The following is a 21,797-nucleotide window of genomic DNA, read 5'->3' as shown; positions in this document are numbered from 1 at the left end:
TTCAACTCAGATATATCTGTTAATAACTTCTTTGACCAAGCAACGGCATACATCAAACGATGTCAATAAGACCCAAGCAAAGTCACAACAGTTGTGCTGGCGACAATAGCAAGAGTGAACCACCTGATCCCTTCCCGAACTCAGAAGTGAAACCTCTTTGCGCTGATGGTAGTGTGGGGTTACCCATGTGAGAGTAAGTCATCGCCAGCTCATTATTCCTAAAAACACCCCCTTCAAACGAAGGGGGTGTTTTTTTATGCAGGAAATAAATTAATGGACTCGAAATTAAATTTGCGGTGATCTTAGGCCTTATACATTTCAATCATCTTCTAATAAGTCATTTAATAATTTATACACCTTAAGGCTTATATCGCATGAGATATAAAATAGTGAATCGTTCAAAAAATGAAGCATTTACATTTAAAAACTTAGTTACAATTAGTGATTTTCTAATTTACAGATAAAATGTCATTCAATTGAAAATCATCAATATTCATTGTTAAGTAAGTTTCTGAATTTTATAAATAAAAATAATTAATGTAAGTCTGAAAAATCAAATTTTGATTATTAAATGATGATTCATGCCAGTGATATTCCCTAATTTGTCTTCATTCACTTAAAGTCTAGTAGACAAATATTGAGCAAACATGCATTTTATAAAAAGTGAATATTGATTCATTATTTAAAATAAGCTCACAATTGGAGGTGAGGAAATGACAACACAAGAAGTGAATGTCAATGCTGTAGTTGATAAAGCAAAGTTTAAACCTTTCCACATGACTGTGGTGCTTTGGTGTTTGTTTATTGTTTTGTTTGACGGTTATGATCTCGCAATTAATGGGGTAACCTTGCCATTATTGATGCAAGAGTGGGGTATGACTGCCGTGCAAGCGGGGATGCTTGCGAGTACTGCGCTTGCAGGGATGATGTTCGGCGCTATGTTTTTTGGTATGTTGGCAGACAAAATAGGTCGTAAAAATGTGATTTTGATCTGTGTAACATTATTCAGTGGATTTACTTTTCTTGGTGGTTTCGCATCGAATCCAACAGAATTCGGTGCTTTAAGATTTATTGCTGGTCTTGGTATCGGAGGAGTACTGCCTAACCTAGTTGCGTTAACATCAGAATATGCCCCTCAGAAATTACGTAGTACACTTGTTACAGGTATGTTTAGTGGTTATGCAATGGGCGGTATTATGGCTGCATTACTGGGTACATGGTTTACACCAACTTTTGGTTGGGAAATTATGTTCTGGATTGCAGGTATTCCATTATTATTTGTACCATTGATCTGGATGTTTTTACCTGAATCACTCGCATTTTTGGTTAAACAGAATAAAGTAGAAAAAGCGCGAAGAATTGTTCAGAAACTATCACCTGAAGATAAAATTACACCGAACACCGTTCTAGTATTTAATGAAAGTAAAGTTCCTACTGCTTCCATTGCTGCACTGTTCCAAGATGGACGAGCTAGAGGCACATTATTGTTTTGGTTAGCATTTTTTATGTGCTTGTTGATGCTATACGCTCTAGGTAGTTGGTTACCAAAACTGATGATGGCCGCTGGTTATTCATTAGGTAGTAGTCTAATGTTCCTATTGGCTTTGAATATCGGTGCTGTGATTGGTACGGCAGGTGGTGGTATGCTTGCAGATCGATTCCATATTAAACCTGTCATTATTGGTATGTTAAGTGTCGGGATATTGGCACTCATTGGCCTAGGTTTTAATACACCACAACCTGTGATTTACTTATTGGTATCTCTGGCAGGCGCAGCTTCAGTCGGTTGTAGTATTCTACTGTACAGTTATGTTGCACAGTTCTATCCGTTGGCTGTTCGTTCTACAGGCATAGGTTGGGCATCGGGTATTGGTCGTATGGGAGCGATTGTAGGTCCTATCGTGATTGGTTACTTGTTAGGTCTAGAATTACCACATAAAATGAATTTTATTGCTGTTGCCGTTCCTGCCATTATTGGTGGTGTTGCTATTCTCTTCATCAAGAGAGAGGGATATGTTGAAACCCCAGTTAAAGTAGAAGCAAAAAAAATTGGAACTGTTTTAAATTAATAAAATTTTTTAAATCAATAAAATATAGTTTTAAGAGACACGCATTGGTGACAATGCGTGTTTTTTTCATCTCGGCATTATACGAAATCTAAAGTTTTGATTTTAAATTCTTTTCATGGTGTTTCACTTGTTTAGCGTATCGGTTACCTTGTTTTTTCATGTCTTTGTTGGTGTTATAGCCTGTAGGTCCAACATTGTAATAAGCTAGTGCTTTTTTCCAACTACCTGCCGATTGGTTGTATTTGGCTAAAATAAAACTTCCGCAGTTAATGTTAATATTTTCTTCGAATAGATCACCCGGACAAGTTTGCTGCCAATAACGTGGAATAACTTGAGTTAATCCCACAGCACCTGCAGAAGATACAACATAATTACGATAGCTTGATTCTTGACGGATCACGGCTGCCATCAGTAGAGGATCTACATGATTCTGTTCTGCACTTTGGATGATTAAAGGCGCTACACGATTTGCTGTGCTGGAATCGACGGAATAGGCTTTTTGAATGCCTTGTGAAAGTTTCGCTGAGCGTTTTTCTAATGAACCTATTCCCAAAGAGGTACAACCTGATAAAGCTAAAACAGCTAAGCCTACGAATAATGTTTTCATTGATTTATAACTTTGAGGTAAAGCAGATATTGATTCAGTTTGAAAGAGCAAAATACAATCCGTAGCGGTGGTGAACGTAAAAGGATATTATTCATCACTATCTTTAAGGTCAACGTACATGTTGAATCATAAATATTACAAATTGTTAAATCTCCTTAAATTTTGAGAAATAGGAACTGCTTTATACAAGATCTTATCAATTGTAGAAGATTAGAATTCTTTAGTTAAGTATAAATAAACAAAAACAGCCTCCTGATTAAAGGGGCTGTTTTTGCTGAGTCATAGACAAAACTATAAATTCTATAGTTTTATCACACATCCTATGATTGGACAGTTTATTATTTTTCTGTGTCCCAGAACATCCTGTTCTTGATAATGTTACTTTAGTCTTCATTAGATAATGCAACAAGATTCCTAGAGCTTCATTCAGTGTAGGTATTAGCTTACATTAAAAAATGAAACAGCTTATCAACTCTACATCAGGCATTTGTTTTAGAAAATATTATGCCCACCAATATCGCAAAATATGAAAAAAGATAGGTGCAGAAAAACAAATGGAATCAATACGGTCGAGCATTCCGCCATGACCTTGAATAAGTTGACCCCAATCTTTTACACCTCGATCTCGTTTGATGGCTGACATAACAAGACCACCAAAGAAACCAAAGATACAAACAATGAATCCGATGAATGTAGCTTCAAAATAAGTAAAAGGCGTAAGCCATGCCATTGCAACGCCAAGAGCAGTAGCGAGAGTAATTCCACCAACTAAACCTTCAACTGTTTTAGACGGTGATAGTATGGGTGCAACTTTGTGCTTTCCAAAAAGCTTGCCACAGACATATTGAAGTACGTCGGATGCTTGAACCACCATGATCAGCCAAATCGCCAACCAAATTGGTTCACCATCAAAATTGTCTAATTTTAAATTCAGTATCGCTGGCACATGTGAGATACAGAATACACTGATCATTAAGCCCCATTGGATTTTTGCACTTCGTTCTAAAAAATGAGTGGTGTCTTCTTGTTTTAAACTGGCAATTGGAATGAGTAAAAACACGTAGAGTGGAATGAAAATAGAGTAAAGTCCATACCAATCGATATAGACCAAATAATACTGATAAGGAATCACAAAATAGAAGGCCACCAATAATGGAAAATAATCCCCACGACGTGTAGGCAGCAAACTGATAAATTCTCGCAGTGCAAATAGAGAAATGAGAGCGAATAAAATAATAAACGCAGCATTCCCCATTAGAATGGCAGATGCGATGACAATCAGCATGATCCACCAAGCATTGATTCGAGCATTCAGATTATCAATGACAGGTGAAGCCGTTATTCCTGCTTTTTTCTTTAGAATAAGACCTACAGATGAGGCAAAGACCAAAATACCAGCAAATATTCCAAACAATAAATAGGTTTGTTCTAAGTTATCGAGGGTCATTGGTTTTCGATCTCTTTTAATTGAATCAGTTGTTGTTGTGCGTAATTCAGGAAACTTGTTTTTTCAGTATGTTTTGTCAGATCAAGCGGTTTTCCAAATGTCACAGTTGACAGTAAAGGCAAAGGTATTAAAGCGCCTTTAGGCATCACACGTTTTAAATTGGAAATCCAAACAGGTACCACTTCAACATCTGGAAATTGCTGAGATAAATGAAACAAACCACTTTTAAAGGGGAGTAGTTGAATATCATCTTCTAAATTTCGTGTACCTTCAGGGAAGAAAATAATGGAATAACCTTCTGCTAATACATCTTTAATAGGTTTGAGAGGGTCTTCACCATTTTCGCGATGACGATTGATCGTCACACCTGAAAAAGTATCTTGAATCAGAAATCGTCTAAATCCATCTTTCATCCAGTAATCTGATGCTGCGATCGGACGTGTTTGCCTGCGTATTTCAGGCGGTAGAGATGACCACAATAAGATGAAATCGATATGACTGTTATGATTCGCATAATAAATGCGTTGTTTGAGTTCTGGCGTACAGCCAACCCATAAACTGCGTGCTCCAGTCAGCAATCGTGCACTACGTCGTGTCAGAAATGCGATGAGTCGTCCACTTGATTCAACAACAATATTCTTTCTTTTTTTTATAGGGACATTCATTTCGGTGTAGGACTCTAAATATTTATTTCGTTTTAAAAACTTATAGCATGATTAGTGTGATAAATAATATGCATTGCAATATGAGCAAAGCAATTTGTATTTTAAAGAGTTTGAGACAGCCTTGAATACGTAAAGCCCAATCTCTGCTGAGTGTCTTCTTATTTATTAATCCAAGTTCAACTAGGCTTTGATCAAGTTGTTTGGTGAGTGATTTCAGCGAAATCTCTACATGATTTTCATGAATTTGAGTACTGAGATGAGCGAGTAATTCAGCATCAAAGTTGACTCGAAAAGACACGTAATGATGCATTATACAAATGAATAAACTGGAGAGTATCCATATATTTTTATATTCAAGAGAAGCTAAAAATAAAAAGGAGAGGGTGCTCAAACTAAATAGTATATAGCCTGATAGAAGGAACATATTGGTTGAGGAAAGCAGTTTCGATAACACCATAAGTTTCATTTTCATGGTGCCAAACCTTTTAACTTGAAATGATAAAGCTGTAATTGTTTAAGCTGAGCGTGGTTAATGACAATCCAAGGGCGGGCAGATTGAATCATTTCGATGGCGTGTTGTACTGAATCAGCATGTTTATTTTTAAGTAACCAAGCACATAAAATTGCAGAGCTTCTTGAATAGCCTAAGGCACAAAAGATTAAAATTTTAGCGTGTCGCTGATCTGTATTCGGACTAGGAGAGGCATTGGAAATATTTTCTGATGAATGATTTTGAGGCTGGTTAAAATCTGAAAATAATAAATCAAATTGTGAAACTGCGTGCTCTAACTGATTCGCTTGTACTGGGATAAGATCAAGACTGAGAAATTGTTGATATTTGATATTTGCAAGGTCTGCATTAAACCTGATTACAACAGGCAGTTCGCTACAGCAATCGAACAAGCCTTGAAAGTTTAATGCATTGTCTTGGCTTGGAAGTCGTCCCAGATAGATTTGAATATCATCGACCCCAATAATGTGTGAATCCTCAGGATGTTTTTTTGTCCATACGCGACTATTTAACCATGCGAAAACTAAATAAGGTGCATATAAAATTAGACTCGCATGACTGAGTTTTCCATTAGATTGTTTTTGGAAGAAATGAGGTCTCGCCAAAAAATAACTTAAACTCACCAATAATAAGCTGGCGGCAGGATAAAGTAACCAGAGCCAAGTGCCCTTAAAATAGAAGCCAATAGCAGTCAACAGTAGGCTTGGAATCAAATAATACACCCCAAGTTTTAAATGCTTTGGCGTTAATTTCTGATATTGGTCTTTTTTTAATGGAGACTTACTTTCAATTGGAAACAACCAAAGACATAAAGCACCGACTAAAATGCCTGTCGGAATATCGATAAAATGATGCTGCCATGTGGTGAGGACAGATAAGCCGATTAAAAAAGACCAAAAATCGACAAATTTACGCGTCCATCCTTGACTATGACGACGGAAAAAATCCCATAGAATAATCAGTAAGACAATATGTAAGGAAGGTGCTTGATTAAAGGGCTTATCAAAACCCATTAATATATCAAACCAAAGTCCAAAGAATCCTGAAAGTTCAGGGCGTTCAAAAGAAAATCGAAGTGGAAAGAGTAAAAAACAGCTGATGGATATCATTTGTGCTGTGAACAATCTAAGTACATGCTGTTTTAATTCAAACTTGGTCCAACACAGGATCAGTGATAATCCATAGAACAGATCGATTGACCAATAAGGCACGATTGTCCAAGGCCAAAGCGGAATATATTTTTCCCAATCAAAGACGATGACGGGAACATGAGGTAATTGCGATGTATATTGATTGGCAAAACCATAACTCAGGAAAAAGAAGGGTGCTAAAAATAAAAGACACAATAGCCCCCATTTCCATGTTCCTGCTTGTTTAGCCAAATCTTGCATAACTCACCTGTATTTTTATTATTGAGCAGAAGGCTGATCTGTATCAAATGCTCAAGAAAAACCGTCTATGAAAATGATTCTGAATAAATTTCATCAATTTTTATGTTTTTAAGATGGATCATCCATTAGAGTTTTTGAGCAACGGATACTGTAAATATTCCAAAATCATCAATATGTTGATCTATCTTTTTGAATCCAGCAGCTTCAACAAGTGCATCCATTTCTGCCTGTGAGCGTAAGCGCATAACCCATGCATCACCTTCACGATGAGAGGTCAAAGCTCGTGCAATAAATTTTTGTTGTGGATGCCATATTTGACCCGTGTAGATCAGATATCCATCTTTTTCAATCGCTTGACTCAAGCCATCGAGTGAACGACGTAATAAGTCATTATCACTAAACAGTTCGTAAAGCCCTGAAACGACACCAAGCGTTAGCTTCGGTTCAATTGAAGCTATAGATTGTGTGTCAAAAGCATCTGCTAGAACAAATTGTGCGATGTGTTCTAAGCCACGATCTTGAATCATCTGCTGACCAGCTTTGACATTCATCTCGCTATAATCACGCAACAAAATAGACTCAGGAAGTTGAGATAGTTGTTGAACGGCATCTAAAATATAGCGCCCATGTCCTGATGCAATATCTATGATTCGAACGGCTTGATTATTCATAGTTAATGTTTTTGCATATTTTTGCAGAAGGTGTTCAATATGACTTTTACGTACACGTATACCGCGCCATCCAATGGCATTTAAGTATTGTCGATCGATGAGTTTGCCAATCGGATTTTGACTTTCAGTCTGATTCCGATAGACAAAGTCTAAAGTACTGCCTGAGTCATATCCTGTATCTTCACCAATTTTTAACCCTTTGGATAAGAAACTCCCGATTTTCAAGTTCTTCTTGGTCATTTCCCAAAAGATATGCTTGGCTGATTTTGGTGGGAGAGGTGCACTTAAAGTTTCTGCAATCGCGCAATTTGAGCCAATTTTATCAGCATGGAGTAAATCAGGGGCTTGATATGAAGTGGCAAAACATTGACTAATAAAGCGTCTCATTTTATCGATTGCAACAGCTCGATTTTTCTCTCCAAGCGTGTCGTGATAGAAACCTTCTAGAACATGAAATTCTTTCTGCGGATGGGGAAGTTTGTCGTAAAAATCACGTTGAGGTTTTTGTTGAACCACGAAATCTGAACCAGAGCAAAGGACTTGCGTGGGAACAAAGATATTTTGAGCATCACTCACAACACGTTTAGACGCATCATAGAGTCCCAGTAACATGCGAACTGAAATGGCTTTAGCAATTTTAGGATCGGTGTCATAAGTCAGCGCACGCTCTTTATCATGGGTAAGCATGCTCGATTTGACATAGCTTTGAATAAAAAAATTGCCTTTGATTTGGCTTAAAAGTTTTAAACCTGGTTCTGCAAAGGGTACATAGAGTTTGATCTCAAATGCAGGAGAGGCTAAGCATAAAGCTCGAATTTTAGGGGCATAATCATGTACCCAAGTCGCACTGAGCACAGCACCGACACTTTGACCAATCACCGCAATATTCTTTTCATCAATGCCATACTGCTTTTGAATATGTTGAACAAAATATTCAATGTCTTTGACACAAGCCGAAAAGCTTGGAGCATCCCCACGCTCGCCAGGTGAATCACCATGTCCACGTGCATCCCAAGCAAAAAAATCAAAATCGGTCATTTTCAACTCATCGACTAAGTGTGCCATCCGACCAGAGTGTTCATGTCCGCGATGAAACAGGATAATGGCTTTTTTATCGTTATGTTTTATTTTTTCTTGAGCTTTGCTTGCCCAATGTTGATAAAACAATTCAGTTTCATCATGGGTCTTAAAAATATTATGACTGTTGTTATACATAAGAATATTCCAAATTAAATCATTTTTATATGTTGTGAAAAACTTTAAATCTTGTGGTGAATACTGTTTTTAATTCTGTTGTAAATGGTGAGTATTAATAAGATGCCAATGAACAATACGAGACCATTGGTGATATAGAACAGCACTGTGTTGCTGTTGGAAATGAAAGGGAAAATAAAAATAATGATTGCCAGTAAGCTAAACCAAAATGCTCGATCACTTTTACCCATGGGTCCATCATAGCGTCTATCTCGACCAATTAGAGGCGCCATCACACCCGCATACTCACTTATTAAAGCTAGAAAGCACACAAATATGAGGAGCTCAGTGTGGATGAAAGCAAAGGTTATAAAGCATAAATAGAGGGCGGTGTCTGAAATCACATCACACAACTCATTCAAATATGCGCCTAAATCTGATTGCTGATTAAACTCTCGTGCGAGCATGCCATCTATAGCATTGAATGCCATTCGAATTAGCATCCAAAAAGGGTAGAGTAAAAGAAACAGCGAAGATGTATGATCCTCATAATAAAAATAGATAAAATACGCCACTGCGATTGAAATCAACATTGCCAAAATGGTGACCATATTGGCGCTGACCCCTATACGGAATAAACTACGAACAAAGGGACGTAACACATTTTGAAAAGCTGGCTTAAGTTGATAGATGGAAGGCATTATTAAAATTATTTTCTAATATTTTGGTATAGGGAATTTTAGGCAGATCAGGATTTTAAATACAAGAAAAAAATGACCATTCACATTCATCTTCAATTTGAAAAAGCTTATGATCTAATAGCTTTTGTTTGTATATGGATGAAAAAATGACACCTGCTTGTAAGCTATTAAAATCAAAAAATATAATCTATTCGATCCATGAATATGAACACGATGTGAATGCCAAAAGCTTCGGGCTGGAAGCTGCAGAAAAATTAGGTTTATCAGTCCATGAAGTGTTTAAAACCCTGATGGTGACGGATGAAAAAAATTATTATGTTGCCATTTTACCCGTGGATCACCAACTTAATCTCAAGAAAGTAGCAACTGCATTTGGAATTAAAAAAGTGCAAATGGCGAATCCTAAAGATGCTGAACGTTTAACTGGGTACTTGGTGGGTGGAATTAGCCCCATTGGACAAAAAAAGCGTCTGAAAATGGTGATTGATGCGACAGCCGCACAATTGGGTAAAGTTTATGTGAGTGGTGGAAAACGAGGGCTTGATATCGGTTTGAATCCTCAAGATCTTGCTCAAGTGCTCAGTGCCAATTTTGTTGATATTTTGGATGTCTAACACTGAGAATAACAATTTATATATATAACGATAAGGCTACTGATTTTAAAAGTAGCCTTTTTTTATATTTGGAATTGAATTTTTAGATTTGCAATTTAAGAATTCAATTCAAAAACTTGTTTCAATCAGTAAGTTCAATTCCATTTTTTTCTATTATTAAAAGCAGAAAAAATCATAAGTAAAACTTAAATTTTATTATTCATAGACTTGTCTAATTTAAAATCACTCTATTGCAAATCTTCACAAAACTGCATCTTTAAATAATAACGATTATCATTAACATGTCTAATGCGTTGGCCAGCGTACTTAAGTAAAACAATTAAATGTAACTGAACTACAAGGTTTCTATTTGAAACTGAAACAGAGGAAATGGTCAGATGAAAGAGCTTGCCAATCGACTGGCGATGCAACATCTAGTCAATGCATACGCTCAAGAAACAGCAAAAATCGTGTTTCTTGAGAGGTATCAACAAAACTCTACTCAAATTTCGTTTAGCCAAGGCTTGACGTTGTTAGTGATCTCTATTGAATGTTTGAATGCACAAGTATTATGCCCATTGTCTTATGTCAGTGTCGTGGGGCGTCATCGTTTAGCTCAATTACCGCAAATTTTTATCAAAGGTCAGATTCAAACGTTTAGCAGTGTGGCAATTGCAACGCTATTACTTGAAGATTTGATTCAACACAATCGCTCTCAATCGGATCTATCCAATCAACAATTAGATTCAGCCTCTTTAGTGGAGCGATGGATTCAAAGTCGTGATGCATTAAATCAGTTTTTAGAACTGAGAAAATCTGTTCAAACAAAATCAAAAGATCTGTCGAACCATAAAGAAAACCTGAAGAATCAGAAAAATGATCTATGTAAACAGGATATTGAGAATCAAGCAGATCATGATTTTAGAGGTTTTGATCAGCTCATTGAACTGAATCAAAATTATATTCAGACCGAGCAGGCGTTGTTGCTTGGTCATAGCATGCATCCGGCACCCAAGAGTCGAACGGGCTTCATCCATGAGGATTGGTTAAAATACTCACCTGAAGCACAGGCGAAAACCCAATTGGTCTATTGGCTTGTTGCACCTGAATATATCAGCGAAGACAGTGCACTTAGCCAACCGATCTCAAAACTTTTAAAAGACCATTTGCGGTGGCATTTGACTGAAGTCGATCAGCAACTGATTCAGCAATATGAGCAATTCAAAATATTGCCACTGCATCCTTGGCAAGCACGTTATTTACAAAGCAAAGAGTGGTTTAAAAGACTAAAACAACAAAATAAGTTGATTGATTTAGGTGAAAAAGCCTGGAGCTTTGCACCAACCACATCGGTACGAACTTTGGCAGCATTTGATGCGCCTTGGCAAGTCAAACCATCCTTATCTGTCATGGTAACCAATTCGGTTCGAGTGAACTTAGAAAAAGAATGTCATCGCGGTGTAATGACACATCAACTTTGGCACAGTCCGTTTGGGCGGAGCATTTTAGCTCAATGTCCTACACTCAAAGCTGTCAATGACCCTGCATGGATCGCATTGAACATAGACGGTCAAATGATTAATGAGACAATCTGCATCTTTCGAGAACAGCCATTTAATCAGCATCAACAAATCACCTGTATTGCCTCATTGTGCCAAGATCATCCGAATCAAAATTTAAATCGGTTCAATACAATTTTTGAGCACATTGCACAAAATGAAAACTTAGATATCTGTGATTCATCTGCAAGAGAAACGATTGCGCTGAATTGGTTTAAGCAATTTCTTGAGCTCAGTCTTAAACCATTAATGCTTTTATATCATCGCCATGGAATGGCATTTGAGTCACATCAACAAAATGTATTGCTCGAGCTTGAACAAGGTATACCCAAAACACTTTGGCTTCGGGATAATCAAGGATTTTACTATATTGAAGAATACGCTCAAGACGTTTTAAAGCAATTTCCAGCCCTAAAAGATAAAGCACATGCGGTGGGTTCAAAAGAATTTGTCGATGAACGCTTTAGTTATTATTTCTTTGGTAATACTTTGTTTGGTTTGATTAATGCAATAGGTGCAAGCGCTTATATTGCTGAGACATGTTTGATTGATGAATTGCGAGCATATTTAGAGGAGCTCTATCAGCGATACCCAAGCAGTAGTTTGATTCATGGTTTATTGTTCAAATCGACCTTGCCCTACAAAGGAAACTTACTCACTCGTTTATATGAACTTGATGAATTAACAGCATCTGTTGATCAGCAATCTGTATACATCCAATTGAATAATCCATTATGGATTCAACAAAAGGGCGTGGCATATGCTTGATTTTATAGGAATCGGCTTAGGGCCATTTAATTTAAGTTTAGCCAGCTTATTGCATGAAAAATCAGAGCTGTCTTATTTATTTTTTGAGAAAAAGGCACAGTTTGATTGGCATGCGGGCATGCAATTGCCAAATACTGTTTTACAAGTCCCTTTTATGGCTGATTTGGTCTCCATGGTTGATCCGACCAATCCTTTTAGTTTTTTAAATTATCTTAAACATCATCAGCGCTTATATAAGTTTTACTTCTTAGAACAGCCACATATTCCACGCCGTGAATATAATCATTACTGTCAATGGGTTGCTGACCAATTACAGCAGATTCAATACCAATCCAATGTCATGAGTATTTACCCAAGAGACGTTGGCTTTGAAGTGTTTGTTGAACAAGCTGGCATGATTCATCGCTATCGTTGCCGGCACTTGGTGATCGGATCTGGCAATGTTCCGCAAATGCCACATTGTTTGAATGAGATGCGAGCACAGTATCCAAAGCGTTGTATTCATTCTGCGGAATATATGAATCATCGACATGATGAGCTCTCTGGAAATGTCGTCGTCCTAGGCTCAGGTCAGTCTGCTGCCGAAGTTTTTCAAGATTTATTGGATCGTCAATTTGCCAATGATTCGGTGGAAACACCTTATGAATTGAATTGGTTAACGCGTTCTCAGGGCTTTTTCCCCATGGAATATGCGCCATTGGGTTTAGAGCATTTTAGTCCAGATTATGTGAATCATTTTTATCAGTTAAATGATGCAACCAAGCAACAACAGTTAAAACAACAAGCGCTGCTGTATAAGGGCATCAGTGCGCAGACTATCCACGAAATTTATCAGACGCTATATCACACCAGCATCGGTCAATCCCGAATGCATACGCATTTACATCAACATTGCGAGCTGGTAGACGCGCAAGCCTTAGACAGTGAAACCATTCGATTGCAGTTTAAACATAAACTGACGCAACAAGCATTTTATATAGATGCAAATCACGTTGTAGCCGCTACGGGGTATCATTCCCCTCAATTTGATTATTTAAGACCTTTAGAAGAGTTCATCGAGAGAACTGTACATGGTCATTGGTGTATCAGCCAAAACTATCAACTTCATCATCGGGCTCGCGGTCAGATTTTTGTTCAAAATCAAGAAATGCACAGCCACGGAGTTGCAACGCCAGATTTAGGGATGGGGGCTTTTAGAGCGTCCATTATTGCTAATCAATTGTTGGGCTATGAACTTTATGAGCAAAGCCCGTTGCAACAGTGTTTTCAACATTTTGAAGTATCCAATAATCCACATGTTCAACTCATAAAATCTGAGTTGGATACGCTTTCTTCCTCGAAGCAAAGCAATAAACAACAGTCAACGTCTTTTCAATATTCTAGGGCGAGTCAAAATCACTCTATCGCGCCTAAAACTTGTTATGAGAACAGCATATGACATTCAGAACTTTAGATATTCATCAAAAGCAGTGGCGCGATGCAGGACAACGGTTAATTGAGATGGCGATTGCTGAATTTTTATACGAAGAAATTATCAGCGTAGAGAAAGTGGAGACGGATTTAAACCATCAAGATCAACGCTATCAACTCAAACTTGCCAATTTGATTTATCAGTTTTCAGGTCAACAGTATCTTTTGGGCCACTGGAAGATTGATCCAGACTCAGTGGTTGTGATTGATCATAATCATGCTCAAAAGGCTTGGAATTTGCATCAATTTATCGCTGTATTTTCTGAACAGGTGGAGATTAAACCTTTTACCAAAGCCTATTTGATTAAGGAAATGAACAATACTTGGCTCGCTGAAGCACATCTATTTAAACCCGAATGCTTAGCAAGTTCAGCGGTATTAACAGCGCCACACTACGTGGTTGAGGGCATGCTCAGAGGACATCCTTGGTTGATTATGAGTAAGGGACGCATGGGGTTTGGCTATGAGGATTATTTAAACAGTGCTCCAGAACTTTCACCTGAAGTGAAAGTGATGTGGTTGGCTGTTCATCAAGATTTAGCAGAATTCCGATCCACTTCAAAGTGGCATGCCAAAGCATTGTACGAGCATGAATTGGATCAATTTGAAATAGATCATTTTAGACATCGCATGCAGGAAAAAGGTCTAAATTCAGAACATTATTATTTAATTCCTGTACATGAATGGCAATGGCATCAATGGTTAGTTGCAACTTATGCCAATGAAATCGTTGATCAGCGGATCGTTGAGTTGGGTATAAGCCACGATAGTTTTGTGCCTATGCAATCAATTCGTACCTTATGTAATACCACTCAATCGAAACGCCATTATATTAAATTGCCAGTGAGTATTTTTAATACGGCGGTCTATCGAGGTTTACCATCGAAGCGAAATCTTGCTGCGCCCGCTGTGACAGCTTGGTTACAGTCTAAACTTGAATCAGATCTAGATCTCAAAAACACAGGCATTATTTTCTTGGGTGAAGTTGCGACCTTAACCATTCAACAGCCATGTTATGACCAAATTGAAGGTGCGCCGTATCAGTTCAAAGAGCTATTTGGTTGTTTATGGCGCGAAAGTGTCGATGCGTATGTGAGAGAGGATCAACAAGTGTTATCACAAGCAGCACTCGTGCATCAAGATCTCAAGGGAATATCCGTTTTATCAACCTTAATCCAAGCTTCGGGGATGAGCCCTTTAGCATGGTTAAAGAAATTTGCTGAAGTATCGATTCGACCTTTATTGGTGAGTTTATATAAATATGGTTTAGCTTTTTCACCGCATGGTGAGAACACGATGCTGGTTCATCAAAATGGTATTCCTCAACAATTGGTATTAAAAGATTTTATCGATGATGTGAACTTAGTGGATGAGGATTTTCCTGAACTGAGCGATCTACCTGAAGAAGGTAATATTTTGCTTCGTCACAATGCACTTGAGCTGAGTCATTTTATTTTCACAGGCTTATTCATTGTCCATTACCGCTATATCTGCAATGTATTTTTACAGGATTATGTTGAACATACAGAAATCGACTTCTGGCAGGTGATTTCTAATGTCATCACTGAATTTCATCATCAACACCCAGAACTTTCTGACCGGATTGAAAAATTTGCGATGTTTAGAGATGAATTTGAAAAAATTTGTCTGAATCGCGTTCGACTCTTTACCACCAGTTATAACGATGAAGCAGAAAGGCCAGTGCCTGTTTTCCTTGATCCGATGGCAAATCCTGTCAGTCCAAATACCTTGCGAAAATGGATCAATATTGAAAGTGCACGGTCTTCTTTAAAAGCGGATCACAACCCATTATCACCAAGCTTAAGCGCATAAATAAGGATATTCAGAATGCCAACTTTATCTCAACAACTCCCAGATTTTTATCAATATTATGAGAATGAGACGCAATTTTATTTGCGTCAGGTGCAGTATCCTCAAGATATTCCTTTATTACATCGATGGATGAATGAACCTCATGTGATTCCACAATGGAATCTCAATAAATCTGAATTGGACTTACAGGTTTATTACGATCGGATGTTGGCAGATGACCATCAGCGTTTACTGATCGTGGGGGTGAATGGCGAAGATGTGGGTTATACCGAAATTTATGAAGGCAAGCGAGATCGCTTAGGTCGATATTATGAAGGTCATGATTCGGATCTAGGATGGCATTTACTTTTTGGTGAAAAGTCTGTGTTTGGTAAAGGGTATCTCAGAGCAGTGATGCGTTTACTCAGTTTTTATATATTTGAACATGCAGATTCACAGAAAATCGTGGGTGAGCCTGATCATACTGTAAAACCTTATGCTGCCGTTGTAGAAGAGTTGTGCTATGAGGCACAAGGTTTAATTCCTATGCCTGAAAAAACGGCGATGCTGTATTACTGTTTCCGCGATACATTTTATCAAAAATATGGTCATTTTCTAACAGCCTCAAATCAATATCAAACCCAAGTACAGCATAACCCATTCGTAAAAGAGGTTGTGCTATGAGTTATCGCTGCACCCATATGCAGATCCTTGATATGCGATTTTCTGAGCATGTGAGCGTTGAAGAATTTGAACTGTGGTTGACTCAAATTGAGCGTTTTTTTCTCAAAAAACAGCATTTTGTTTTGGTGATGCAGACGGCAGCTGATACCACATTTCCCGATGAATATCGACAGCTTCAAGCGATTTGGTACAAACGATATAAACACGATTTTTTTGAATACTGTCTTGGTTTGGTGCGTATTGCACAAGACAAAGATGATCAAGCGCGTTTAAACACACCTGCATTGCATGCTGCATGGCGGGTGCCTTATTACGTTTCCTTAGACTTAACTTCTGCATTGCAATGGGCTGTACAGAAGTGGATATGCACGACATGACATCATCCATCAAAACGCAACAAAAACCACAATCAGATGCACTAAATACTCAAAATATTTCGGCAATTGGGCTTTCTGTGGTTGTTGTTTTATATTTAGCACATGCCTTACCTCTCTATTTTTACAATGTGGCTTTACCTGCCATTTTGAGACATCAAGGTGTCGATCTTCGTTGGATTGGAATGCTTTCTTTACTTTATCTGCCTTGGGCATTTAAGTTTTTTTGGGCACCTTATATTGATCGGTTTTACTTTAAGTCATTGGGAAAACGTAAATCATGGCTAATGTTGACTCAGATTGCATTGGTATTGGGTGTGCTCGCATTAGCATTGACCCAATTTAACTATGGATTAACAGTCTTCGTGGTCATTGGATTGTGGATTTCAACTTTTGCAGCGACACAAGATATTGCCATTGATGGCTATACCGTCGAACGTTTTAGTGAGTCAGAATATCGTTTGGGCAGTATGGCCCAAAGTATGGGGGTTGCACTGGGGAGTATGCTCGGTGGGGCCGCGACACTTTGGCTTTATCAATATTATGGATGGCGAACAGCACTAATTTGTCTGTCTGTCATGACGGCATTGACCATGATGGCTATTTTTTTCATTAAAGAAAATCATAGCGCTACAGGTCTATCGATCTCTAAGCCTAAACCGAGTTTGAGCAAAGCATTTAAGCGTAAAGAAATTCAATGGGCATTGTTGCTGATTGTTTGTTATCGCATTGTAGAAGCACCTGCAATGGCAATGCTGAATCCGATGCTGATTGATCATCAATGGTCATTGTCACACATTGGTGTGTTGATGTCAGTGATTGGGGCAGGCGTGGGATTATTGGCTGCAATCAGTGCCGCATTTCTGCTCAAAAAGATAGATGCCACACGACTTTTAATTTGGGCAGGTTGGGGGCGAACTTTACTCTATGCCCTTATTGGTGCTGCCCTCATTGTGGGTTGGTTAGAGCAATGGAAATTACTTTTAGGGGTATTCGTGGTGGCGATGCTGGCTATTCGCTATATCGCGATGACGTCTCTTTACGCCTATTTTATGCAAAGTAGTTCTAAAGAGCAGGCAGGGACTGATTTCACCATCTTGGTGTGTTTCGAACTGCTGGTCTACTTTATCGGTGGCGCTGCATCTGGTTTTCTTGCCAAGTCACTCGGGTTTGGCAATTTCTATATTGTTCTAGCGATTGCATCGATCATCAGTGTTGTACTCAGTCAAATCATTATTTCAAAAATGAAATCACCTCTTAAAAATCGTACATCTTAAGAGTTTAAGTCAGGATTTAGTCATGCAAAAAATAATATTACCACTTCAAATGACTTGCTTAGCATTGGCAATCAGCACTCAAATTTATGCTCAAGATGAGACTGCTGTTTTAAACAAAGCAGGTAATGCTGAGCCTCAATCCATGCAAAAGCTGGATACGATTGTCACGACAGCGAATCGCTCTGCTAAAAGTATCGCCAATATTGCTGGGACGGTATATAGCATTAGTCAGGAAGACATTGCTCAACAAGCCAATGCAGGCAAATCTACCGCAGATATCTTAGGGATTCTGGTGCCATCGTTAACCCCAAGTTCGGGAACCACATCCAATTATGGTATGACGATGCGTGGTCGTGTGGTGCAGTATATGATCGATGGGGTACCACAAACGGGCTACCGTGATGGATCAAGACAACTGAATAGCATCAGTCCTTCGATGATTGAGCGTATTGAAGTCGTTTCAGGTGCAAGCAGTATTTATGGTTCTGGTGCAACAGGCGGCATTATCAACATCATTACCAAACGAGGCGGTGAAGATCCACTCAATTTTGAAACCAAACTAGGGGTTACATCAGGCAATCATTTTAAATCTGATGCGATGGCTTATGAAGCTGCACAAACCATGTCTTTTAACCAAGGGGCATTCAGAGGGACGCTCGGAGCAAGCTATGCGACGCGAGGTGAGATCCAAGATAGTCGTGGACATCGTATCGCACCTGAGACAGCACAAACGGATCGCCAAGATACAGAAACCTTAGATGTCAATGGACGCATTCAGTGGAATATTTCTGATGCTCAAAACTTAAGTTTCGGTGCTCAATACTATAATGATGAGCAAGACAGCGATTATGGTCCTGACTACGGTCCAAATCTCGCTGTTATAAATCGGGAACCCAATTATCTTCCAAGCTTAAATGCAGTCAAAGGTCTTCAGCTCGATTCACAACCTCAAACGGAACGATACAGCTTCAATGTGCAATATGAAAATCAAGATATTCTTGGACAAAGTCTAAATACAGAAGCTTATTACAGAAATGAAAAAGCAAGATGGTTTCCATCTCCTCGAGCGATGGGCGGAGATATTTACTTAGTGTATCAATCTGCGACGGATATTGATGTTTATGGTGCACGTGCTGCACTAACAAAAGCGTTTGATGTGCAAGGTAAAAGTCTAGGTTTAACGTATGGATTAGACTATGAAAATGAAAAGGATGAACAAAACATTCAGGTCTATGACAGTGAAACATTTAGACAAAGTAATGGATTAAATTATGAACCTTTTAATCAATATGCTTTTGGTCCTGATGTGGAAACAGACAAGCTGGGTGCATTTGTACAAGCTGATCTAAAGTTATCCGACCAATGGGATGTTCAAGCAGGTGTGAGACATGAACGAGTAGAAAGCCAAGTAGATGCATCTACGCCGTATATGGAGGCGATTAATCAAGACTTACGTCCAGGCTATCAAGCAAGAACTTTAAATGGCGGTAAAGTGAAACATGATGCAACCTTATTCAATGTCGGTGCTGTCTATCATGTCAATGATGCACAACAGCTCTTTGCAAATTTCTCTCAAGGTGCCAATTTACCTGACATACAACGAATGTTACGTGATGTCCCTGCCGATTTTGTCATCAATAGTCAGAGCATCGATCCGATTAAAGTAAATAGTTATGAACTCGGCTGGCGTACTCAGAATGATCAAGGATTAAAAGCAGGTATCACAACTTTTTATAATGATTCCGATAAAAGTCTTAAATTCGGACAACCTAATTTTACCATTGATGTCATCGATACGGATGAAAGAGTCTATGGCGTTGAGGGAAATATTTCATACCAAGTTTCACCCACCTGGACATTGGGTGGAACGATGGCCTATACCCGAGGACAATTTAAAAATACTCAGGGCAAATGGCAGGAGCTTGATGCAATTCGTGTTGCACCTTTAAAAGGAACAGCTTTTTCAGAATGGCAGTTTGAGAATGATATGAGCTTAAGAGTCCAAGCTTTGGCTATTGCTGGCACGGATAAAGCGAAAGAGGATGCGATTCAATATAATTCAGCTGCAACATCTGAAATTAAAGGCTTTGCAACGATGGATGTCATCAGCAATGCGAAAGTAGGGCCTGGACATTTAGGATTCGGGGTTTATAACGTATGGAATACCGATTATAAATCGATCTATAGCCAGTCAGTGGCATCTGTCTATGGTGCCTTATCCAGTCTAGCTGCCGAAGGACGTACATACGGTCTGAGCTACACACTAAAATATTGATTAATTGAATTTAAGATAATTAATTAAGAGGATGCTTCGGCACCCTCTTAAACTGATAAGCATTTTGATAATACACCTGTAATAAAAATTTTAATTCACTGATTTGGAATCAATATTGAACAATAAAAATAATACGTTATTTATGGCGGCGAGTTTGGCCAATGGTGCTAGTTTCTCAATGATTTTGCCATTATTAGCACCACTCATTCGACAATTAAAACTGACTGACATCCAAGCAGGTGCTCTGGTTTCAATAGGTGCATTGTTGATGGCGATGACAGCAATTTATATATCTAAACAGCAAAGTAAATATTCGATTTACCAGCTTTTGAGTATCGGCTTTGTTGGGATGACGATCACATGGGGTTTATTTACAGCCACTTTGATGTTTGGATTGATTAATCAAGTGAGTCTAATGCTGTTATTTACATTGTTGATGTTCAGTCGAGCTTCCACTGGACTCTTTATGGCGATGCCACAAATTGCGTTGCAAAGTTATGTGATGACAAACTTTACAGATGAAAAAGAACGTTCTCAAAAAATGTCCAAATTCGGTGCCTTAAATAGTTTAGGACTGATCTTTGGACCGTTATTAACCACAGTATTTTTATATTGGGGGATTCTAACGCCGTTATGGGCAGCGATCATGATTTTAGCCAGCATGAGTATTTTAATTCTATTTCAATTTGATCGTGGTTATATCTTTGAGCATGAAAAGAGTGTTGCTCATCAAAATAAAATGGTACAAACCAAAGAATTTATGGAAATTAAAAATCAACAGGGTAGTGTTTTCGGATTAAAGCAATGCTTTCCGTGGTTGGTGCTTGGATTTTCGCTTTATTTGGCGATTGTCACTCTAAATCTCACAGCGGGTTTCTATATTCAGGATCGGTTTGAAGTGAGTATTACTGAAGGCGCGGTCTATTTTGCGCAATGCTCATTAATCGTGGGTGTTGCTTTAGTGTCTATGCAAGTATTCATGACGAAGTATTTAAAATGGTCATTACAGCAGTTGTTATGGATAGGATTAATCGTGATGATGCTGGCATTAGTCATTACAATTTACACAGCACATCTTATTATTTTTCAACTCACTTACATCTTATATGGCATTTCAGTAGCATGTTTAATTCCTGCTTTTACGACTGGCGCTTCACAAAATGCACCAGCTCATGATCAAGTTAAAGTTGCGGGTTGGTGTACAGCAACTCAAGCGATTAGTTTTGTATTCGGACCTTTGCTCAGTACTGGACTGTATCAATTAGATCAGCAATATCCCTATTATTTTTTATTATTGGTAATGGCGTGTTTAATCATTTATTGGTTATTTAGCTCAAGTACAACTAACAGCCATTTAGAATTAGCGAAGCAAAATAAAGATTTTTAAATAGCCTAAGCAAAATTAGTATGATTTTATAAATCAAACAACTCTATTGATTTGTGTATTTAACCCGAATCCTGCTTAAGCCGATGAATCAATAATTTGAATTGTTGGTTTATTTTGATGAGCTAATTGATATGCACATAACGAGGCGTAAATTCCACTGAGAAATCCACGAACACTGCGTGCTTTACTTGTCACTAAATTGTATTGACCTTTCAATAAGCTGAATAACGTTTCTATCTTATTGCGTTGCCTTAGGTGATATTCATCTGATGCACTGAGTTGAACAGATTCCATGTTCTTCCGATGATAAGTAATCAAATCAATACCTTGATCTTGTAACCT

16 protein-coding genes, 1 rRNA gene and 1 pseudogene are annotated in these 21,797 nt (G+C 38.3%); 11 read left to right on the top strand and 7 right to left on the bottom strand.

The annotated features are described in order from the left end of the window. Positions 1-95: 95 nt before the first annotated feature. Both rrf and AC5YD2_RS14880 read left to right on the top strand, forming a co-directional pair. A 5S ribosomal RNA gene (rrf, locus tag AC5YD2_RS14885) occupies positions 96-210 on the top strand. A gap of 503 nt (positions 211-713) precedes the next feature. Beyond that, the gene (locus AC5YD2_RS14880) at positions 714-2,069 is read left to right on the top strand and encodes an MFS transporter (protein ID WP_496127074.1); all 1,356 of its coding nucleotides are present in this window, start codon (positions 714-716) and stop codon (positions 2,067-2,069) included. Positions 2,070-2,157: 88 nt separating this feature from the next. Here AC5YD2_RS14880 and AC5YD2_RS14875 read toward each other — a convergent pair whose 3' ends face one another. The 6 genes from AC5YD2_RS14875 to AC5YD2_RS14850 form a co-directional block, all read right to left on the bottom strand. Beyond that, entirely contained in the window at positions 2,158-2,676 is a 519-nt protein-coding gene (locus AC5YD2_RS14875) for a lytic transglycosylase domain-containing protein (protein ID WP_496127073.1), read from the bottom strand. A 502-nt stretch (positions 2,677-3,178) separates the two neighbouring features. Further along, positions 3,179-4,123, bottom strand: a complete 945-nt coding sequence (locus AC5YD2_RS14870; RefSeq protein ID WP_496127072.1) for a phosphatidate cytidylyltransferase — start codon at positions 4,121-4,123, stop codon at positions 3,179-3,181. Further along, positions 4,120-4,788, bottom strand: coding sequence for a lysophospholipid acyltransferase family protein (locus tag AC5YD2_RS14865; protein ID WP_496127071.1), 669 nt, complete (start codon positions 4,786-4,788; stop codon positions 4,120-4,122). Before AC5YD2_RS14865 ends, AC5YD2_RS14870 begins: the two co-directional genes overlap by 4 nt. Positions 4,789-5,256: 468 nt before the next feature. Next, a complete protein-coding gene (locus AC5YD2_RS14860) occupies positions 5,257-6,690 on the bottom strand; it encodes a phosphatase PAP2/dual specificity phosphatase family protein (protein ID WP_496127070.1) in 1,434 nt (477 codons plus the stop codon). Between the two features lie 125 nt (positions 6,691-6,815). Beyond that, complete coding sequence (locus tag AC5YD2_RS14855) at positions 6,816-8,576, bottom strand: bifunctional alpha/beta hydrolase/class I SAM-dependent methyltransferase (protein ID WP_496127069.1); 1,761 nt, start codon at positions 8,574-8,576, stop codon at positions 6,816-6,818. Positions 8,577-8,620: 44 nt separating this feature from the next. Then, entirely contained in the window at positions 8,621-9,256 is a 636-nt protein-coding gene (locus tag AC5YD2_RS14850; protein ID WP_496127068.1) for a CDP-alcohol phosphatidyltransferase family protein, read from the bottom strand. Positions 9,257-9,402: 146 nt separating this feature from the next. On the opposite strand from AC5YD2_RS14850, the gene ybaK reads away from it, so the two are divergent. The 9 genes and pseudogenes from ybaK to AC5YD2_RS14805 all read left to right on the top strand — a co-directional run bounded on the left by ybaK (position 9,403) and on the right by AC5YD2_RS14805 (position 21,455). After that, positions 9,403-9,870: a Cys-tRNA(Pro) deacylase gene (gene ybaK, locus AC5YD2_RS14845; RefSeq protein ID WP_496127067.1), complete on the top strand. Its 468-nt coding sequence runs from the start codon at positions 9,403-9,405 to the stop codon at positions 9,868-9,870. 455 nt (positions 9,871-10,325) lie between these two features. Beyond that, positions 10,326-12,176: pseudogene (locus AC5YD2_RS14840) on the top strand (IucA/IucC family protein); the annotation flags it as partial. After that, entirely contained in the window at positions 12,169-13,614 is a 1,446-nt protein-coding gene (locus AC5YD2_RS14835; RefSeq protein WP_496127066.1) for a lysine N(6)-hydroxylase/L-ornithine N(5)-oxygenase family protein, read from the top strand. The pseudogene AC5YD2_RS14840 and the gene AC5YD2_RS14835, both read left to right, overlap by 8 nt. Then, entirely contained in the window at positions 13,611-15,479 is a 1,869-nt protein-coding gene (locus tag AC5YD2_RS14830) for an IucA/IucC family protein (protein WP_496127065.1), read from the top strand. The genes AC5YD2_RS14835 and AC5YD2_RS14830 overlap by 4 nt, the downstream gene beginning before the upstream one ends. 15 nt (positions 15,480-15,494) lie before the next feature. Continuing rightward, entirely contained in the window at positions 15,495-16,142 is a 648-nt protein-coding gene (locus AC5YD2_RS14825; RefSeq protein WP_496127064.1) for a GNAT family N-acetyltransferase, read from the top strand. Next, positions 16,139-16,519, top strand: coding sequence for a hypothetical protein (locus tag AC5YD2_RS14820; protein ID WP_496127063.1), 381 nt, complete (start codon positions 16,139-16,141; stop codon positions 16,517-16,519). The genes AC5YD2_RS14825 and AC5YD2_RS14820 overlap by 4 nt, the downstream gene beginning before the upstream one ends. After that, complete coding sequence (locus tag AC5YD2_RS14815; protein ID WP_496127076.1) at positions 16,516-17,793, top strand: MFS transporter; 1,278 nt, start codon at positions 16,516-16,518, stop codon at positions 17,791-17,793. Before AC5YD2_RS14820 ends, AC5YD2_RS14815 begins: the two co-directional genes overlap by 4 nt. Before the next feature lie 22 nt (positions 17,794-17,815). Then, entirely contained in the window at positions 17,816-20,068 is a 2,253-nt protein-coding gene (locus AC5YD2_RS14810) for a TonB-dependent receptor (RefSeq protein ID WP_496127062.1), read from the top strand. Between the two features lie 142 nt (positions 20,069-20,210). Next, positions 20,211-21,455 carry an MFS transporter gene (locus AC5YD2_RS14805; RefSeq protein WP_496127075.1) on the top strand — a complete coding sequence of 415 codons (1,245 nt, stop codon included), beginning with the start codon at positions 20,211-20,213 and terminating at the stop codon, positions 21,453-21,455. 75 nt (positions 21,456-21,530) lie between these two features. Here AC5YD2_RS14805 and AC5YD2_RS14800 read toward each other — a convergent pair. After that, on the bottom strand, positions 21,531-21,797 hold a 267-nt coding region (locus AC5YD2_RS14800), incomplete at its 5' end, for a transposase (RefSeq protein ID WP_496127061.1).

It is taken from the genome of Acinetobacter sp. CY73 (assembly GCF_059515865.1).
Note: the sequence above shows the minus strand (reverse complement) of the source record. Positions and strands in the feature narration are given on the sequence as shown.

What these genes read in the sequence shown, in the direction of transcription:
- AC5YD2_RS14865 (WP_496127071.1), bottom strand. Translation starts at nt 4,788, where the DNA reads ATGAATGTCCCTATAAAAAAAAGAAAGAATATTGTTGTTGAATCAAGT.
- AC5YD2_RS14860 (WP_496127070.1), bottom strand. Translation starts at nt 6,690, where the DNA reads ATGCAAGATTTGGCTAAACAAGCAGGAACATGGAAATGGGGGCTATTG.
- ybaK (WP_496127067.1), top strand. Translation starts at nt 9,403, where the DNA reads ATGACACCTGCTTGTAAGCTATTAAAATCAAAAAATATAATCTATTCG.
- AC5YD2_RS14830 (WP_496127065.1), top strand. Translation starts at nt 13,611, where the DNA reads ATGACATTCAGAACTTTAGATATTCATCAAAAGCAGTGGCGCGATGCA.
- AC5YD2_RS14835 (WP_496127066.1), top strand. Translation starts at nt 12,169, where the DNA reads ATGCTTGATTTTATAGGAATCGGCTTAGGGCCATTTAATTTAAGTTTA.
- AC5YD2_RS14810 (WP_496127062.1), top strand. Translation starts at nt 17,816, where the DNA reads ATGCAAAAAATAATATTACCACTTCAAATGACTTGCTTAGCATTGGCA.
- AC5YD2_RS14870 (WP_496127072.1), bottom strand. Translation starts at nt 4,123, where the DNA reads ATGACCCTCGATAACTTAGAACAAACCTATTTATTGTTTGGAATATTT.
- AC5YD2_RS14855 (WP_496127069.1), bottom strand. Translation starts at nt 8,576, where the DNA reads ATGTATAACAACAGTCATAATATTTTTAAGACCCATGATGAAACTGAA.
- AC5YD2_RS14875 (WP_496127073.1), bottom strand. Translation starts at nt 2,676, where the DNA reads ATGAAAACATTATTCGTAGGCTTAGCTGTTTTAGCTTTATCAGGTTGT.
- AC5YD2_RS14880 (WP_496127074.1), top strand. Translation starts at nt 714, where the DNA reads ATGACAACACAAGAAGTGAATGTCAATGCTGTAGTTGATAAAGCAAAG.
- AC5YD2_RS14850 (WP_496127068.1), bottom strand. Translation starts at nt 9,256, where the DNA reads ATGCCTTCCATCTATCAACTTAAGCCAGCTTTTCAAAATGTGTTACGT.
- AC5YD2_RS14820 (WP_496127063.1), top strand. Translation starts at nt 16,139, where the DNA reads ATGAGTTATCGCTGCACCCATATGCAGATCCTTGATATGCGATTTTCT.
- AC5YD2_RS14805 (WP_496127075.1), top strand. Translation starts at nt 20,211, where the DNA reads ATGGCGGCGAGTTTGGCCAATGGTGCTAGTTTCTCAATGATTTTGCCA.
- AC5YD2_RS14815 (WP_496127076.1), top strand. Translation starts at nt 16,516, where the DNA reads ATGACATCATCCATCAAAACGCAACAAAAACCACAATCAGATGCACTA.
- AC5YD2_RS14825 (WP_496127064.1), top strand. Translation starts at nt 15,495, where the DNA reads ATGCCAACTTTATCTCAACAACTCCCAGATTTTTATCAATATTATGAG.